The following is a 15,610-nucleotide window of genomic DNA, read 5'->3' on the forward strand; positions in this document are numbered from 1 at the left end:
CCTCACCGTCGACGGCGTGGACGGCGACCGCCGGACCTTCCTGGTGCCGTTCGACGCGCCGGGCGTCGAGATCGTCCCGAGCTGGGACACCCTCGGCCTGCGCGGCTCGGTGGGGCACGACCTCGTCCTGACCGACGTCCGGGTGGGGGCCGACCGCGACCTCGGGCCCGAAGGGGCGGGCGGACGCAAGGTCGTCTGGTGGCCGATCCTGCTCGCGGCGATCTCCGCAGGCGTCGCGGCGCGCGCCCTGGACCTGGTCGAGGGCGGCGCGACCACGTCTGGCAGCGGCTGTACCGCGACCTGCGGACCGGCCTGCACCACGCCCCACCCGAGGACGTCGTCCTGCGCGAGCGCGCAGCACACCTACTGGAGGCCACATGACCACCTCGATCCGCACCCGCACGCTCGGGTTCAACACCCGCGTGTCCTGGACGGACTCCGCGGGCCCGGCGGCGGGCCTGCGGGACGGCATCGCGCTGTACCGCGCGGCGGAGGAGCTCGGCTACCAGGCGGGCTGGGCCTACCAGCGGCACTTCGACCACTACCTGTCCTCGCCGCTGCCGTTCTTCGCCGCGGTGGGCCAGCACACCTCCCGGATCCGGCTCGGGTCCGCGGTGCTCCCGATGCGCTACCAGGACCCGATCCTGCTGGCGGAGGCGGCGGGCACCACCGACCTGCTCGTCGACGGGCGCCTCGACCTGGCGCTGGCCACCGGCTCGACGGCGCTGTGGGACCCGGTGTTCGGACCCGTCGCCGACGACCCGCGCACCGAGGCCCGACGCCGGCTGGCCCGCTTCGTCGCGGCCGTGGCGGGGGAGGCCCTGCACACCGTCGACGGCGAGGGGCAGGGCGCCCCGATCGGCACCGAGGTGCGCGTGACCCCGCACAGCCCGGGTCTGCGGTCCCGGCTGCGGCGGGGTGCGGCGGGCCTGGACTCCGCCGTCGACGCCGCCCGGCTCGGGCTCGGCCTGATCACCGGTACCGTGCTGCACGACCTGGAGCCGGGGGAGACCTTCCCCGAGTACCAGGCCCGGATCATCGAGGCCTACCGCACCACCTGGCGGGCCACCCACGACAGCGAGCCCCCACCCGTCGCGGTCGCGGCCTCGATCCTGCCGGGGACGACGCCGGAGCTGCGCGAGACCTACGCCGCCTACGACCTCCAGCGGCGGACGGAGGGGATGGCGGCGTCGCGTCCGGAGGGTGCGCTCACCCCGGTGATCGGCGCGGCCCCGCGCGGCGGCGTGGTGATCAGCCCCGTCCACCACGGCGATCCCGACCGGGTCGCCGCGACCGTGGCGACCGACCCCGGCCTGGCCGCCGCGGACGAGATCGTGCTGTTCCTGCCCCCGGCGTTCGCGCTGCCCGCCAACACCCGGCTGATCACCGACCTGGCCCGGCACGTCGCCCCGGCGCTCGGCTGGTCCCCGGCGTGAGCCGGACCCACAGCACGCACTGGGGAGCGTTCCGGGGCACGCTCACCGCGGACGGGCTGCGGGTGGTGCCGCGGGCGGGCGACCCCGACCCGTCGGCGCTGCTGGACAACGTGCCCTCCGCCGTGGACCACCCGGCACGGGTGCGGCGCCCGGCCGTACGCCGCGGCTGGTGGGAGGACGGCGCCGGGCCGGACGACCGCCGGGGCCGGGACTCCTACGTCGAGGTCGAGTGGGACGCCGTGCTGGACCGGGTGGCCGCGGAGCTGCGCCGGTACCGGCCCGAGCAGGTGTACGGCGGCTGCTACGGCTGGGCCGGCGCCGGGCGGTTCCACCACGCCCAGAGCCAGGTCCACCGCTTCCTCAACCACGCCGTCGGCGGGTACGTCCGGTCGGTGGGGGACTACAGCGGGGCCGCGGCCCAGACCGTGCTCACGCACGTCCTGGGCCCGTCCGAGCTGGTGTCGAAGGGCACCGTGACCTGGGACCAGGTCGCCGCCCACACCGACACCGTGCTCGCCTTCGGCGGGATGAACCTCAAGAACAGCGCGGTCGGCGGCGGCGGGATCAGCGCGCATCTGGAGCGGGGTGCCCTGGCTGCGGCCGCCGCGCGCGGCGGCCTCCTGGTGAACGTCGGGCCGCTCCGGTCGGACCTGCCCGAGGGGTCCCGCTGGCTGTCGGTCCCGCCCGGCACGGACACCGCCCTGATGTTCGGGCTGCTGCACACCCTGGTCGAGGAGGACCTGCACGACCGGGGGTTCCTCGACCGCTACTGCGTCGGCTGGGACACGCTGGCGGCCCACCTGCGGGGTCGGGACGCCGAATGGGCCGCCGAGATCACCGGGGTGCCCGCCGCGGAGATCCGGCAGCTGGCCCGCCGGGCCGCCGCGGGACGCACGCTGGTCACCGTGGCGCAGTCGCTGCAGCGCGCCGAGTTCGGGGAGCAGCCGGTGTGGGCGGGCCTCGCGCTGGCCGCGGCGCTCGGCCAGATCGGGCTGCCCGGCGGCGGGTTCTGCTACGGCCTGGGCTCGATCGGGCACTACGGCCGCAACCGGGTGTCGGTCCCCGTCGCCGCGGTCCCGCAGACCCCGGACACCGGCGGGGTGATCGGGGCCTTCCGCGCCGATCCCGACGCCCACCCGCTGCCCACTCCGTCGGGCCGGATCGAGCTGTGGTCGGCCACCATCGACGCGTTCGGCTACCCCGACGCACCCGGCCACCCGACCTGGCTCCCGCCCACCGAGGCGCCCGACGAGCGCCACCCGCTGTGGCTGGTGGCCAACCAGCCCGCGACCCGGCTGCACTCGCAGCTGGACTTCGGCGCCCACTCCCGCGCCCACAAGGTGCGTGGCCGGGAGGTGGCGCGCATCCACCCCGCGGACGCGGGCCCCCGCGGCATCGCGACCGGCGACCTCGTCCGGCTGTCGAACGACCGCGGCGCCTGTCTGGCGGCCGCCGAGGTGACCGACGGGGTCCGGGCCGGTGTCGTGCAGCTGCCGACCGGCGCCTGGTTCGACCCCCTCGACCCGGGCGCCGACGTGCCGTTCTGCGTGCACGGCAACCCGAACGTCCTGACCCGCGACCGGGGCACCTCCCCGCTGCACAGGGCTGCACCGGCCAGCACACGACCGTCGCGCTCGAGCGCTGGGACGCCCCGGTCCGGGAGGTCCGGGCCTTCGCGCCGCCGGTGGGGTGAGCGGGGCCCGGCCCCCACGTGGGGGCCGGGCCCGCCCGGTCAGTCCGCGGGGACGTGCCTGCGCACCCACTCCACGGCCGCGGCGGCCACCGCGTCCTGGCTCTCGTAGAAGGTGTGGGTCGCGCCGGGGACCACGAGGACGCGGGAGCCCGGGGGCAGGAGGTGCTCGCCCGCCAGGGTGGTCGCGGCGAGCGCCTGCTCCTGTGCGCCGGTGTCCCCGTGGATCACCAGGACGGGCACCGACACCGCACCCAGCAGCTCCGCCTGGGTGCCGTCGGCGCCGAGCTTCGGCCGCCGCCGGTTGACGACGACGTGCGTGCGGGTCGGTGAGTCGACCGCCAGCGGGACGTCCTCGTCCCGGTACCAGGCGGCGAGCTGCGCGTCGTCGAGGAACGGGTAGGGCGTGTCGCCGGTGCCCGCACCCGTCAGCGCCCCGGTGAGGACGAGCGTGTGGACCCGGGGCCGCCGCGGGGCGACCCGCAACGCGATCGCCGAGCCGAGACTCTGCCCGTGCACCACCTGGCGGGTGTAGCCGAGCGAGTCGAGGTGGTCCAGCCCGGCGTGGGCGTCCGCGAGCAGGTGGTCGGCGTCGACCACCTCCCCGTCGGAGTCGCCGAACCCGCTCAGGTCCAGCCGCAGGACGGCGTGGCCGAGCGCCGCGTACTCCGCCGCGAGCCGGTCGAAGCGACCGCCGGCCCGCCGGTCGGAGAGGAACCCGTGCAACAGCAGGACCGCGCCGTCCCCGGTCCCCGGGGTGAAGGTGGTGGCCAGCGACCCGCCCCACCCGCTGGTGAGCCGCAGCTCGGTCTCGGTGCTCGTCATGAGAGCCCCAGGTTCGCACGGAGCGTGGTGCCCTCGTACTCGGTCCGGAACACGCCGAGCCGCTGCAGGTGCGGCACGACGGCCCGGCCGAAGTCCTCGAAGGACCCCGGGAAGTGCGTCGGGGTGATCAGGAACCCGTCCGCCGCGCCCGAGCCGAAGATCTCCGCGAGCTGTTCGGCGACCTGCTCGCCGGTCCCGACGACCTGCGGGGTGAGCTCGCTGGTCGAGAACGCGATGCCCGCCTCCGCGATCGTGACCCGGTCCCGGCTCGCGCCCAGCAGGTCGTCGAGCTGGGAGATCGCGCGGGACTCGGTCTGGCCGTCGGTCGCCCGCTCCGCCAGCACGTCGACGTAGCGGGCCTGCAGGTCGACGCCGGTGAGGTCGATGCGGGCGAAGTGGCTCAGGAAGGTCGTCCCGGACTCGGGGGTGATCCGGGTCCGCAGGAAGTCCCGCCGGGCCTCGGCGATCTCGCGGGTCTCGCCGACGATCGGCTGCACCGCGGCGAACAGCCGGATCCGCTCGGGATCCCGCCCGGCCGCTCGCGCCTTGGCCTTGAGGTCGTCCTTCTTGCTCTGCAGGTCGGCCTGGGTGCGCTCGATCGCGAAGATCACGTCCCCCCACCGGGCGCCGAACTCCCGGCCGCGCGGCGAGTCGCCCGCCTGGATGATCACGGGGTGCTGCTGCGGGCTGGGCGGCAGGTTCAGCGGCCCGCGCACCGCGACGTAGCGGCCCTTGTAGTCCGGGACGGTGATCCTCGACGGGTCGGCGAAGACGCCGGACTCCTGGTCCTGGACCAGGGCGTCGGGCCCCCAGGACCGCCACAGCGCCAGGACCGCCTCGACGAACTCGTCCCCCCGGTCGTAGAGCGCGGAGCCGGTGAGCTCCTCGGCGTGCGGGAAGTTCAGGTAGTTCGCCGGGCCGTGCGACTGGATGACGTTCCACGCGACCCGACCGCCCGAGAGGTGGTCGAGGCTGAGCAGCGTGCGGGCCAGGTTGTAGGGCTCGTTGAAGCTGGTCGACAGGGTCACGCCCACCCCGAGACGGGTGGTGACCGCGGCGATCTGGCCCGCGACCTGCGCCGGGTCGTGCTTGATCGAGTTGGAGTGCCCGTGCCGGGTGAAGCCCTCGTTGTGGCTGATCGTCTCCGGGATGAAGGCGAGGTCGAACTTCGCGGCCTCGAGCGTGCGGGCGGTCTGGTGCAGGAAGTCCCGCCCCAGCCAGTCCCGCGACGAGTACGGGTGGCGCCAGGCGCCTGCGTAGTGCCCGCTCGGGAACAGGATGTAGCCCCCGAGGAACAGCTGTCGATCCGTCATGGCTGGACCCTTCCGACGCCCTGGGCGTACAGGTAGCGGTTCGGCTTGGGCGTCCACTGCAGACCCTTGGACACCACGCCGGTGAACGGCGACGGGTAGAGGAAGATCGCGTGCGCCTCGTCGTGGGCGTTCTGCACGGCCTGGTTCACCAGGTCGGTCTTCTCGGCCTCGGTCGTGGCGTTCTGGGCGCGCGTGGTCAGCGCGTCGAACTCCGGAGCGTCGAGGTGGCTCTGGATGTGGTCGCTGCGGAAGGGACCGAAGTTGCCGGTCACGTCGCCGCGGAAGGCCCCGCCCCACATGATGTAGTAGAAGTCCGCGGCCTGGTCGTCCGGCCCGTACTGGCTCTGCAGCCAGGCGGGGAAGGGCTGCTGCTCGATCTTCAGCGTCACGCCCACCTTCGCCCACTGCGCGGCGATCGCCTGCGTGGCGGCGTCCTGCGAGACGTAGGTGCCCGAGGAGAGCAGCACGGTCAGCGTGAGCCCGTCCGCGTGCCCGGCCTCCGCGAGCAGCTGCTTGGCCTTCTCGGGGTCGTACGGGTAGGCGGAGACCGCCGGGTCGGGCTGCTGGAACGGGTCGTAGATCACCTGGCCGGGCAGCGGGGTCACCGCGCCCTGCAGCAGGCTCTTGATGATCGTGTCCTTGTCGGTGGCGTAGTTGAGCGCCTGGCGCACCCGCGGGTCGGCCAGCGGGGTGCCGGTCCTGCGCTCGTTGATCGCCAGGGTGAGCGGCTGGTTGCCCACGCCGAGCACCGTGTCGTAGGTGTCGGAGTCCCGGAACTGGGCCAGGTCCAGCGGGTCGAGGTTGAGGATGAGGTCCTGCTCGCCCGCCCGCAGTGCGGCGACGCGCTGGGCCTCCGAGGCGAGCACCGTGTACCGGACCTGCGCGAACTGCGGCTTCGGCCCGGCGTAGTGCGGGTTGAGCGACAGCGTGGCGCCGTTCTCCTGGTCCAGCGTGTCCAGCTTGTACGGCCCGCTGCCCAGCGCCTCGTTGTCCAGGTTGTGGGACTGGGCGAAGGCGGGCTGCGCGATGTAGATGGACCACAGGCGCCCCGGGAGGTCCAGGGCGGGCTGGGACAGGGTGAAGGAGAGGGTGCTGTCGTCGACCTTCGTCACCGAGGTCAGGTACCTCCGCAGCGGGGCGCCCGCGGTGCCCTTGTAGTCCGGGTCGAGCAGCTGCTGGAAGTTCCAGACCACGTCGTCCGCGGTCAGCGGCGAGCCGTCGGAGAACGTCGAGTCCGTCCGGATGGTGAACCGCCAGTGCAGCGGGTCGGTGCTGGTCCACGCGGTCGCCAGCGAGGGCTGCACGGTCAGGTCCGGCCCGATCTGGGTCAGCGACTCGTAGATCGAGCCGACGATCGAGCCCGACGAGTCCGGCGAGCCCCCCTTGTGCGGGTTGACGCCGGTGATCTGGCGCGAGAGCCCCAGCCGGAGGACGTCACCCACCTGCGGGGTCTCGCCGCCGCCCGCCGCGGCTCCACCGCAGGCGGCGAGGACCGCGAGCAGGACGGCGGCCACCGCCGCGGTCAGCAGTCGTACCGGCCCGCGTCGGGCGGAGGGTCTGTGTGTCACGGTGCGTCCCTGTCTGTGTGGTGTGAGCGCCCGGGGATCGCCTCGACGAGGGCCCGGGTGTAGGGGCTGGTGGGTCTGGCCAGCACCTCGGCGGTGCGGCCCTGCTCGACGATCTGGCCCCCGCGCAGGACGACGAGGTCCTCGCAGAGGTAGCGGACGACGGCGAGATCGTGGGAGATGAACAGGTAGGTCAGGTTCCGCTCGCGGCGCAGCCGCCCGAGCAGCTGGAGGATCCGCGCCTGCACGGACAGGTCCAGGGCCGAGACGGGCTCGTCGGCGATGATCAACGACGGCTCGGTGGCGAGCGCGCGGGCGATGCCGACCCGCTGCCGCTGCCCGCCGGACAGCTCCGCGGGGTGCCGGTCCCGGAAGCTCCGCGGCAGCTCCACCTCGTCCAGCAGGGAGTCGACGCGGGCGGCGACCGCGCGCCGCGACAGGTCGCGGCGGGCGATCTCGAGCGGCTCCCGCAGCGTCTGGGCCACGGTCAGCCGCGGGTCCAGCGAGCTGTAGGGGTCCTGGAAGATGTACTGGACCTCCTGCCGCCAGCGTCGTCGCTGCGCCCGGTCGTGACCGGTCAGCGGCGTGCCCTGGTAGGACACGACGCCGGAGTCCGGGCGTTCGAGGCCCACGACGATGCGGGCGAGCGTCGTCTTGCCGGAGCCGGACTCGCCCACCAGCCCGATCGCCTGGCCCCGGGCCACGGTGAGGTCGACCCCGTCGAGCGCGACGTGCCGGGCCCGACCCGTGCCGCCCCGCACCGTGAACGCGCGCCGCAGTCCCTCGACCCGCAGCTGGGGGACCGGCGTCGGGTCCTCCCGGGGGGCGACCCGCACCGGCTCCAGCCTGCTCGGGGTGGCCGCCAGCAGGGTGCGGGTGTACTCGTGCGCCGGGTCGCGCAGCACCTCGCCGGTGGGTCCGGACTCGACGATCCGGCCCGCGGACATCACGTGCACGTCGTCGGTGCGGTCGGCGATCACCCCGATGTCGTGGCTGACCAGCAGCACGCCGAGGTGCAGCCGCTCGCGCAGCTCGTCGACCAGGTCGAGCACCTGGGCCTGCACCGACACGTCGAGCGCGGTGGTCGGCTCGTCGGCGATCAGCACCGCGGGCTCGCGGGCGAGCGCCATCGCGATGACGACGCGTTGGTTGAGCCCACCCGAGAGCTCGTGCGGGAACGCGCCGAGCGTCTTGTGGACGTCCGGGATCCCGACCGCGCGCACGAGTTCGGCGACCCGCGCGCGGGCCTCCCGGCGGGAGGTCCCGGCGGGCAGCGCCTCGCGGAGCTGGGCCGCGATCCGCATGCGGGGGTTGAGCGAGGCGGTGGGGTTCTGGAAGACCACGCCGACGGTCGCGGACAGGTGCGCCCGAGCCGCCCGCGGGTCGAGCCCGGTGAGGTCCCGTCCGGCGACCTCGACGCGGCCGCCGTCCACCCGGACCGCCGACGGGAGCAGCCCCGCCACGGCCAACGCGGTCAGGGTCTTGCCGGAGCCGGACTCGCCGACCAGCCCGACGGACCGGCCCGCGCGCACCTCGAACGAGACGCCCGCGACGATCGGTTCCCGGGCGTCCGGCTCGTCGAGCCCGACGGCGAGGTCGCGCACCCGCAGGACCGGGTCGCCCGTGGGCGTCGGCCGGGTCGTCACCAGTGGTCGGACGGTCTGTGCGGTCACTGCGCGAGTCCTCTCTTGACGGCGGGGCCGCCGACGAACCGTTCGGCCAGCCCGTCGCCCAGCAGCTGCAGCCCCACGGCCGTCACGACCACCGCCAGGCCGGGGAACAACGCGATCCACGGCGCCGTGAAGATCTGGGCCTGCCCGCTCGCGACCATCTGCCCCCAGTCCGGCTGGGGCGGCTGTACACCGAGACCCAGGTAGCCCAGGCTCGACTCGAGGAGCAGCGCGGACGAGGCGTTGATGGTGAAGGCGACCGCGAGCAGCGGCAGCACGCTCGGCACCAGGTGGCGGCGGGCCACGCCGAACCGGCCCGCGCCCGCGACCCGCGCCGCCTCCACGTACTGCGCGCGCACGACGGCCCGGGCGTGCCCGCGGATCACCCGGAAGGTCAGCACCCACGAGCCCAGCACCAGGACGGCGACGATCGGGACGAACGAGTTCCCCACGAACGACAGCACCACGATGGCGAGCACGATCGACGGCACCGCCAGCTGGACGTCCGCGAGCCTGCCGGCCAGCGCGTCGACCCAACCGCCGTAGAGGGCACCGAGCAGCGCGAGCGACAGGCCGAGTGCGGAGGCGACCACCGCGGACACCAGCGTGATCGCCAGCGCCGTCCGGCCGCCGAACACCACCCGCACCAGCACGTCCCGCCCGAGCTCGTCGGTGCCGAACAGGTGCGCCGCAGACGGCGGGCGCAGGATGGCCTCGAAGTCCTGGGCCAGCGGGTCGCCCGAGGTCAGGGGGCCGGCGAGCGCGGTGAGCACCACGACCGCCAGGAGCGCGGCGCCGACCCACCCGCCGATCCCGATGGTGCGGCGCGGGCGCGCGGGCCGGTCCGGTTCGGCCGCCCGGACCGCGTCGGCGTCGTCGGTCTGCAGGAGGGTCACGACCGCAACCTCGGTTCCACGATGGCCGCCAGGACGTCGACGACCAGGTTGATCAGGACGAACCCGACGGCGATCACCAGCACGCAGACGATCACCAGCGGGTAGTCGCGGTTCTGCACCGCGTTGATGGAGAGCTGTCCGAGGCCGGGCCAGCCGAACACCGACTCGGTGACCACCGCCCCGCCCAGCAGCACACCCGCCTGGATCCCGACCACGTTCAGCGTGGTGCCGAGGGAGTTCGCCACGACGTGGCGCCAGACCAGCGTGTGCCGCGGCAGACCCTTCGCCCGGGCGGTGCGCAGGTGTTCGGCCTGGAGCACGTCGAGCAGCGCGGTGCGGAAGACGCGGGCGACGGTGGGCACGAACGCGAAGGCCAGGGTGAACGCGGGCAGGACCAGGCTCGCCGCGTCGCCGGTGCTCGTGACCGGGAACCAGCCCAGCTGCACCGCGAACACGATCACCAGCACGATGCCGACGAAGAAGGTCGGGATGGACTCCAGACCGACCGCGACCCCCAGCGGGACCCGGCTCAGGAAGGTCGAGCGGGAGGTCGCCGACACGTACCCGACCACCCCGCCCAGCAGGGTGCCGATGACGAGGCCGCTCACCCCGAGGGCCAGGCTGGCCGGGATCTTCTCCAGCGCGATCGGCAGCGGGTCCTCGCCGTAGCGGATGGAGTCGGGGAACGACCCGGTCAGCACGCTGTGCAGGAACGTGCCGTACTGCTCCGGCAACGGGCGGTCGAAGCCCATGAGGCGGGTCAGCCGGGCGATCTCGTCCGGCGGGGCGTCCGGCGGGACCAGCAGGATCGCCGGGTTGCCGGTCGCGTAGAGGGCGAAGAACACCAGCGTGACCGCGCCCCACACCGCGATCAGCCCGGTCAGCAGGCGACCGCCGACGTACCGGAGGCTGACGGGTGGTCGGGGCACGTGTGGGCGGCGCGGCGGCGGACCGGCGCGCTCCTGGGTGAGCTCGGAGGCGGACACTGTGGACCCTTCTGCGGGGGAGGGGGACGGGGACCCGGCGGGTGGGTGCGCGAGGTCGACCGCGCTCGGGCACGGCACGGCACGGGCACGGGCACGGCGGTGCCCGGGACCCGGACGGCGTGCGGGCGCGGCCCGGGTCCCGGGGACGCGGGGGCGGGGAGGGCACGCGGGCGCGCGGTCGGCCCGGCGCAGACGTGCGCGCGGGCTACGGCCTGCGGATCAGAAGGAGCGACAGCTCGTGGAGTTCACGGTGCCGTGGTCGATGACGCGACGCCGGCTGAAGGTCGACGAGGTCGACGGAGCGCTCGGGGCGTGCGCGGCCGGGGCCACCCGCGGCGCAGGCGACACCATCGCCTGACGGGGCAGCGGGTTCGACACACGGAGAGTAAAGCCCACTGGTCACGGCTTCGTCCAACCACGAAAGCAGATCGGAACCGATAAGCGACCGTTGTCGGACGGGCTCCGGGGGCGGGCCCGCGGCCGGGACCGATCACCCCGGGCGATCGATAGTGATGACCAATCGGCGTTGGACGGCGGGCCCGCCTGCGGGGTCTACTGCTCGGGTGACCCGTCCGTTGCGCCGCCCGAGCCGTGCCCGGGTCCCGTCGCGCGGTGACGGCCTGACCCAGCGCCGCGTGATCGACCACGGGGTCGTCCACTCCGCGGCCTGTCGCGTGGGCGTCCGCGCGTAAGGCGTCCTCCCCGGCGGGACCGTCCCGGCCCGCCTCCCCGGACCGCGCCGCGGTCGCCACGCCCGACCAGCCGCTCCGCGGTGCCCGGGCGTCCGTCACCTCCCCGCCCGCGGCGGGGGTGGCGTCTCCTGAGATATCCTCCCCCCGAGATAACGAGGTGATCCCGCATGACCATCGCGGGTGCAGTTCCCGTCGTCGCGTCGTGGTCCGAGCCCGAGGGCATCGCGCCGCGGGGCACGGTCGTCGTCGTGCCCGGCCGCGGTGAGCACGCCGGTGTCTACGAGCGCTTCGGCCGTCGCATCGCGGCGGACGGCTACCGCGTGTGGGCGGTCTCCGACCCCACGGTCGACGAGGGCCGGGCCCGGGCGCAGGTCCGGGCGCTGCTGGACAGCACGCCCTCCAGCGAGGCGGGCGAGGCGGGTCCGCCGCCGCGGGTCCTGGTGGGCTCGGACACCGGCGCGCTGTTCGCCGCGCTGCTGGCGGCCGAGGGCACGCAGGGGATCGCAGGCCTCGTGGTGGCGGGCCTGCCCGTCGCCGAGGCCCGGTCGGACGCGGGCTGGGACGACGAGCTCGCCCTGCGGACCTCCTGCCCGACCCACCGGGGCAGGCTCGCGGCGGACGACGCGGTGCGCCACGGCGCCCTCGGGACCGCAGTGCCCGCCGAATGGCTCGCCGCGGCCCGCGCGGCCGCCGTCACCGTCCCGGTCCTGGGCCTGCACGGTGACGCGGACGCGCTGTCCCCGCTCGCGGAGGCCCGGCGGTGGTACGCGCAGGCTCCCGAGGCGGAGCTGGTCGCCATCGCGGGCGGGGTGCACGACGCGCTGAACGACCAGACCCACCGGACCGCCGCCGCCACCACGGTGCTGTTCCTCGAGCGCCTGCGCCTCGGCGCGGGCCCGATCGCGCTCCCGCAGGACCTCACGTGAGTCGGTACGTCGTGATCGGTGCCGGGGCGGTCGGGGCCACCCTGGCGGCCGAGCTGCACCTCGCCGGGCTCTCGACCGTCCTCGTCGCCCGCGGGGCGCACCTCGCCGCGCTGCGCCAGGGGCTGCGCTACCTGCGCCCGGACGGCGAGCAGCGCGTCGCTGTGCCCGCGGCGGCCGCCGACGAGGTCGAGCTGGGCCCCGAGGACGTCCTCGTCCTGGCCACCAAGGCGCAGGACGCCGAGGCCGCCCTGGCCGACTGGGCGTGGCGGCCGGTGGGGGACCGCACCGCGGCCGAGGTCCTGCCCGTCGTCACCCTGCAGAACGGCCTGGAGGCCGAACGGGTGGCGCTGCGCCGGTTCGCCACGGTCTACGGCGCCGTGGCGTGGTCGCCGTCGGCCTACGTCACGGCCGGTGAGGTCGAGGCCCCGGGCGCTCCCGCGGCCGGGGTGGTGTGGCTGGGTCGCTACCCGGCGGGCACCGATCCCCGGGCCGCGGCGATCGTGGCGGACCTGGAGAAGGCGCGTCACCTCGCCGAGGCCGTCCCGGACATCACCCGCTGGAAGGCGGGCAAGCTGCCCGGGATCATCGGCAACGCGCTCGACGCCCTGTACCCGCCGAGCCCGCTGCGCGAGCGGGCCGTCGCCGCGCTGCGGGACGAGCTGCGGGCCGTCTACGCCCGCGCGGGGGTGGACGCCGCGAACCTCGTGGGCGAGACCGCGCTGGACCTCGGCCGCTTCGGCACCCAGCCGATCCCCGGCCGCCCGCCGACCGGGCGGTCCACGTGGCAGAGCCTGCGCCGCGGCGCGCCGCCGGAGACGGACTTCCTCAACGGCGAGATCGCCCTGCTCGCCCGCCTGCACGGCGCCGAGGCCCCCCGCAACGCGGCGGTCCAGGCCCGGTTGCAGCGCGCGGTGGGCGCGGGGACCGAGGTGGGCTCCCTGGAGGACGCGGACCTGCGCGCCGTGCTCCCGGACCTGGACGTCCTGGTGGACGCCGCGGCGCTCGCGGCGGAGCTGGACGGTCCGAACCCGCCCGTCCTGCTGGACGTGCGGTGGGCGCTCGGGGACCCGCACGGGCGGGCGCACCACGCGGAGGGCCATCTCCCGGGCGCGGTGTACGTCGACCTGGACACCGAGCTGGCCGGGCACGGGGAGCCGACCGACGGCAGGCACCCGTTGCCGGAGGTCGCCGACCTGCAGGCCGCCGCGCGGCGCTGGGGGGTGCGCGCGGACCGCCCGGTCGTCGCCTACGACGCCTCGGGTGGTCTGGCCGCCGCGCGGGCGTGGTGGCTGCTGCGCTGGGCGGGCCACCCGGACGTCCGACTGCTCGACGGCGGCCTGGCCGCATGGACGGCGGCGCAGGGCCCGCTGGAGACGGGCGAGGTCGTGCCCGAGCCGGGGGACGTGGTCCTCGACGGCGGGCACCTGCCGGTCCTCGACGCCGACGAGGCGGCCGAGCTCGCCCGCACCGGGCTGCTGCTCGACGCCCGGGCCGGGGAGCGCTACCGCGGCGAGGTCGAGCCGGTCGACCCGCGGGCCGGGCACATCCCCGGGGCGCGCAGCGCCCCCACCGGCGACAACCTCGACCCGGACGGTCGCTTCCGCCGCGACCTGCGGGCGCGGTTCGCGGCCTTCGGCGAGGGCGAGATCGGCGTCTACTGCGGATCCGGGGTGACGGCGGCGCACCAGGTCGCCGCGCTGGCGAGCGTCGGGGTGTCCGCGGCGCTCTTCCCGGGCTCCTGGTCGGCGTGGTCCAACGACCCCGCCCGCCCGGTGGCGACGGGGCCGGAGCCGGGCTCCGGGCGATGACGGCCGCCGTGAGCGTCGTCTCCGCGGCGCTCACGGCACCGGACCGGCGCGCGGCGCAGGCGCCGGTCACCCCGTCGACGGCCCATCGATCACGCATCGCGATCGGTAACGATGCCGATTCGTCGCTGGACCGGGCGCGCGGCGTGGGTTTCACTGTTCGTATGCCGCGCCGGACCGCCACTGCCCCCTCCGGGGGACGGGCGTGCCCGGGCACGGTCCTGACGCAGCGCCGGGTGATCGACCACGGCATCGTCAACTCGGCGGGCTGTCGCTCCTGCTGACCCGGCGCAGCCTGCGCCGGCCTCCGACCCGACCTCGCGCGCCACCCGGCGCGTCCGAAGCCGGCCCGCCCCGTGCGGGCCGCCGCCCCGGTCTCTCCCGGGAAGGCCGACCGCGGAAAGCGACGCGATGACCAGTACTCTGCCCCTCGACGCCGTGCGCGGCTGGACCACCGACCCGGTGGTCCGTGCCGCGCACCGACTGGACCGCTCCGGGTTCGACCCCGGCAGCGCCCCGGACGCGGTGGTGCACGCCGAGTCCGTCGAGGACGTCGTGGCCGTGCTCGCCCACGCCCAGGCGACCCGCACCCCAGTCGTGGTGCGGGGGGCGGGCAGCGGGCTGTCCGGCGGTGCCGTGGCGGGGGAGGGCAGCCTCGTCCTGGACCTCACCCGGCTGAACCGGATCACCGAGCTCTCGGCGGCCGACGAGCTCGCGGTGGTGGAGCCGGGCGTGATCACCGCCGACCTCGACGCGGCCGCGGCGGCCCACGGCCTGCGCTACGCGCCGGACCCGGCGAGCGCGGCGATCTCCACGATCGGCGGCAACATCGCCACCAACGCGGGCGGTCTGCGCTGCGCCAAGTACGGCGTCACCCGGGACTCGGTGCTCGGCCTGGACGTGGTGCTGGCGGACGGCCGCCGGATCCGGACCGGCCGGCGCACGGTCAAGGGGGTCGCGGGCTACGACCTCACCGGGCTGTTCGTCGGCTCCGAGGGCACCCTCGGGGTGATCGTCGGCGCCACCGTGCGGCTGCGTCCGATCCCGGTCCGGACCGCGACCCTGGCCGCGTGGTTCACCGACTTCGGGGCCGCGGCGGCCGCCACGGCCGCCCTCACCGCGGCCCGGCTGCAGCCTGCCGTCGCGGAACTGCTCGACGCGGGGTGCCTGGAGGCGCTCGGCGCCGACGGTGCGGACAGTGGAGCGTTCCTGCTGGTCCAGACCGACGGGTTCGGGGCGGACGCCGAGATCGAGGCCGTCCGCGCCGTCGTCGAGCCCTTCGCGGTGCGGGTGGACCTCGCCGCGGACGAGGCCGAGGCGGAGGCGTTGCTCGCCACCCGCCGCGGCGCGCTGCCCGCGTTGGAGAAGCTCGGCCGGGTCCTGGTCGAGGACGTCGCCGTGCCCCGCTCCCGGCTGCCCGAGGCGGTCGCGGCGATCACCGAGATCTCCCGGCGCAGCGGGCTGCGGATCGCGACGATGGCCCACGCCGGGGACGGGAACCTGCACCCGATCCTCGTCGTCGACGGCGACCTGGACGACCACGTCTGGGCGACCGCGGCCGAGGTCTTCCAGACCGCGCTGGACCTCGGCGGCACCCTGACCGGCGAGCACGGCGTCGGCCTGCTCAAGCGCCGCTGGCTGCGCGCCGAGCTGGGCGACACCGCCCACGACCTGCAGCGCGAGCTCAAGGCGGCCCTCGACCCGCACGGCCTGCTCAACCCGGGGAAGGCGCTGTGACCCGCTCCGTGACCGCTCCGGCGGTGACCTGCCGCTGTCCGGTCTGATCCCGCTCCACCCGCCGAGCCT

At 75.4% G+C, this 15,610-nt stretch carries 13 protein-coding genes; 7 read left to right on the forward strand and 6 right to left on the reverse strand.

All coding sequences use genetic code 11. The annotated features are described in order from the left end of the window. Positions 1–198: 198 nt before the first annotated feature. Genes BLS43_RS31355 through BLS43_RS25355 form a run of 3 tightly spaced genes read left to right on the forward strand, consistent with a single transcriptional unit; the run spans position 199 to position 3,238 of the window. On the forward strand, positions 199–381 hold the full coding sequence (locus BLS43_RS31355) for a hypothetical protein (protein WP_176921531.1): 183 nt from the start codon (positions 199–201) through the stop codon (positions 379–381). Then, a complete protein-coding gene (locus BLS43_RS25350) occupies positions 378–1,436 on the forward strand; it encodes an LLM class flavin-dependent oxidoreductase (protein WP_093089213.1) in 1,059 nt (352 codons plus the stop codon). Before BLS43_RS31355 ends, BLS43_RS25350 begins: the two co-directional genes overlap by 4 nt. After that, a complete protein-coding gene (locus BLS43_RS25355; protein ID WP_245707804.1) occupies positions 1,433–3,238 on the forward strand; it encodes a molybdopterin dinucleotide binding domain-containing protein in 1,806 nt (601 codons plus the stop codon). The genes BLS43_RS25350 and BLS43_RS25355 overlap by 4 nt, the downstream gene beginning before the upstream one ends. On the opposite strand, the gene BLS43_RS25360 is transcribed toward BLS43_RS25355, so the two are convergent. From BLS43_RS25360 to BLS43_RS25385, 6 genes are read right to left on the reverse strand one after another with little or no spacing between them, the layout of a single operon-like run. Then, on the reverse strand, positions 3,169–3,951 hold the full coding sequence (locus BLS43_RS25360) for an alpha/beta hydrolase (protein ID WP_093089214.1): 783 nt from the start codon (positions 3,949–3,951) through the stop codon (positions 3,169–3,171). The genes BLS43_RS25355 and BLS43_RS25360 overlap by 70 nt on opposite strands. Beyond that, a complete protein-coding gene (locus BLS43_RS25365) occupies positions 3,948–5,264 on the reverse strand; it encodes an NtaA/DmoA family FMN-dependent monooxygenase (protein ID WP_093089215.1) in 1,317 nt (438 codons plus the stop codon). Before BLS43_RS25365 ends, BLS43_RS25360 begins: the two co-directional genes overlap by 4 nt. Next, positions 5,261–6,832: an ABC transporter substrate-binding protein gene (locus BLS43_RS25370; RefSeq protein WP_093089216.1), complete on the reverse strand. Its 1,572-nt coding sequence runs from the start codon at positions 6,830–6,832 to the stop codon at positions 5,261–5,263. Before BLS43_RS25370 ends, BLS43_RS25365 begins: the two co-directional genes overlap by 4 nt. After that, the gene (locus BLS43_RS25375) at positions 6,829–8,502 is read right to left on the reverse strand and encodes a dipeptide ABC transporter ATP-binding protein (RefSeq protein WP_245707805.1); all 1,674 of its coding nucleotides are present in this window, start codon (positions 8,500–8,502) and stop codon (positions 6,829–6,831) included. The genes BLS43_RS25370 and BLS43_RS25375 overlap by 4 nt, the downstream gene beginning before the upstream one ends. After that, complete coding sequence (locus tag BLS43_RS25380; protein WP_143030220.1) at positions 8,499–9,395, reverse strand: ABC transporter permease; 897 nt, start codon at positions 9,393–9,395, stop codon at positions 8,499–8,501. The genes BLS43_RS25375 and BLS43_RS25380 overlap by 4 nt, the downstream gene beginning before the upstream one ends. Further along, entirely contained in the window at positions 9,392–10,381 is a 990-nt protein-coding gene (locus BLS43_RS25385) for an ABC transporter permease (RefSeq protein ID WP_093089217.1), read from the reverse strand. Before BLS43_RS25385 ends, BLS43_RS25380 begins: the two co-directional genes overlap by 4 nt. An 859-nt stretch (positions 10,382–11,240) precedes the next feature. Here BLS43_RS25385 and BLS43_RS25390 point away from each other — a divergent pair. The 4 genes from BLS43_RS25390 (at position 11,241) to BLS43_RS25400 (ending at position 15,541) form a co-directional block, all read left to right on the forward strand. After that, positions 11,241–11,999 (forward strand): alpha/beta hydrolase, encoded by a 759-nt coding sequence (locus tag BLS43_RS25390; protein WP_093089218.1) that lies wholly within the window; start codon positions 11,241–11,243, stop codon positions 11,997–11,999. Beyond that, a complete protein-coding gene (locus BLS43_RS32165) occupies positions 11,996–13,807 on the forward strand; it encodes a rhodanese-like domain-containing protein (RefSeq protein ID WP_093089219.1) in 1,812 nt (603 codons plus the stop codon). The genes BLS43_RS25390 and BLS43_RS32165 overlap by 4 nt, the downstream gene beginning before the upstream one ends. A gap of 8 nt (positions 13,808–13,815) precedes the next feature. After that, positions 13,816–14,088, forward strand: coding sequence for a hypothetical protein (locus tag BLS43_RS29635; RefSeq protein ID WP_143030221.1), 273 nt, complete (start codon positions 13,816–13,818; stop codon positions 14,086–14,088). 127 nt (positions 14,089–14,215) lie between these two features. Then, positions 14,216–15,541, forward strand: coding sequence for an FAD-binding oxidoreductase (locus BLS43_RS25400; protein ID WP_093089220.1), 1,326 nt, complete (start codon positions 14,216–14,218; stop codon positions 15,539–15,541). Positions 15,542–15,610 lie beyond the last annotated feature (69 nt).

It is taken from the genome of Pseudonocardia oroxyli (assembly GCF_900102195.1).
GTDB lineage: Bacteria > Actinomycetota > Actinomycetes > Mycobacteriales > Pseudonocardiaceae > Pseudonocardia > Pseudonocardia oroxyli.